The organism is Dehalobacter sp., assembly GCA_023667845.1.
Lineage (GTDB): Bacteria > Bacillota > Desulfitobacteriia > Desulfitobacteriales > Syntrophobotulaceae > Dehalobacter.
Window position 1 is genome coordinate 1 of the sequence record JAMPIU010000075.1, and the last position, 1,190, is coordinate 1,190.

General features: G+C 44.8%; 2 protein-coding genes. Both read left to right on the top strand.

The window, feature by feature from the left end; genetic code table 11:
- The coding region (locus NC238_06390; protein ID MCM1565570.1) for a UDP-glucose/GDP-mannose dehydrogenase family protein at positions 1–965 on the top strand (965 nt) is incomplete at its 5' end.
- Between the two features lie 2 nt (positions 966–967).
- A partial coding sequence (locus NC238_06395) for a GDP-mannose 4,6-dehydratase (GenBank protein MCM1565571.1) occupies positions 968–1,190 on the top strand: 223 nt, incomplete at its 3' end.

Here is a 1,190-nt window from a genome sequence, read left to right on the forward strand (position 1 = left end):
AGTCCACCGTGCCGGTGGGCACCGGTCAAAAGGTTAAGGCGGCAATACAAACTATTCTTTTTGAACGTGGTATTGACTATGCTTTTGATGTAGTATCTAATCCCGAATTCTTAAGGGAAGGATCTGCCGTACACGACTTTATGCATCCTGACCGGGTTATCCTGGGCGCTGAAAGCGAAAGGGCATTCAACACAATGAGGGAGGTCTACAGGGTACTTTATATTAACGAAACTCCTTTTGTTGAAACCAACCTTGAGACTGCTGAGATGATCAAATATGCCTCAAACGCTTTTCTTGCCATGAAAATCACGTTTATAAACGAAGTGGCGAACGTGTGTGAAAAGGTCGGCGCGGATGTCCAGAAAGTAGCCAAAGCGATGGGGCGAGACGGGCGTATCGCACCAAAGTTTCTGCACGCGGGACCAGGTTACGGTGGAAGCTGTTTTCCTAAAGATACCAGAGCTTTGATAAAAATAGCCCGGGACTGTGGTGAGGCAATGTCCCTTGTTGAAACAACAGTGTCGGCTAATGAGCGCCAGAAGATGAAGATGGTCCAAAAAATCGCAGAGGCCATGTGTGGGCTTGACAATAAAACCATTGCTATTCTCGGCGTGACTTTTAAGCCAAATACAGACGACATGAGAGACGCGCCGTCACTGGTTATCCTCCCGGAACTTGTCAAGCGCGGCGCACTGTTGAAAGTTTATGATCCTGCGGGACAGAAAGAGGGCAGCTGGCGTTTATCTAATATTAATGACAGCATCACCTGGTGTGCTGACGCCTATGAAGCTTTGGAGAACACAGATGCCACAGTAATTCTGACGGAATGGAATGAATTCAGGAACCTGAATTTTGATAAGTTTAAGGAAATTGGCGCTGGCAACTATTTCTTTGACCTGAGAAACATATATGATAAAAAAATCATGGTCGAAAAGGGCTTTAAATATTTTGGTGTGGGTGTTTGATGATGCAGCTAAAACCGGTTGATGATAATAAGATATATTTGGTGACAGGCGCGGCCGGTTTTATCGGTATGCACCTGTCTGATAAGCTTTTACAACTGGGCTGTACCGTAATTGGCCTTGATAATATGAATAATTATTATGATGTCCGGCTGAAATCTGCAAGATTGGACGTCCTTAAAAAACATGAGCGTTTCACCTTTTACCAAATGGACCTGGCTGAAAAAA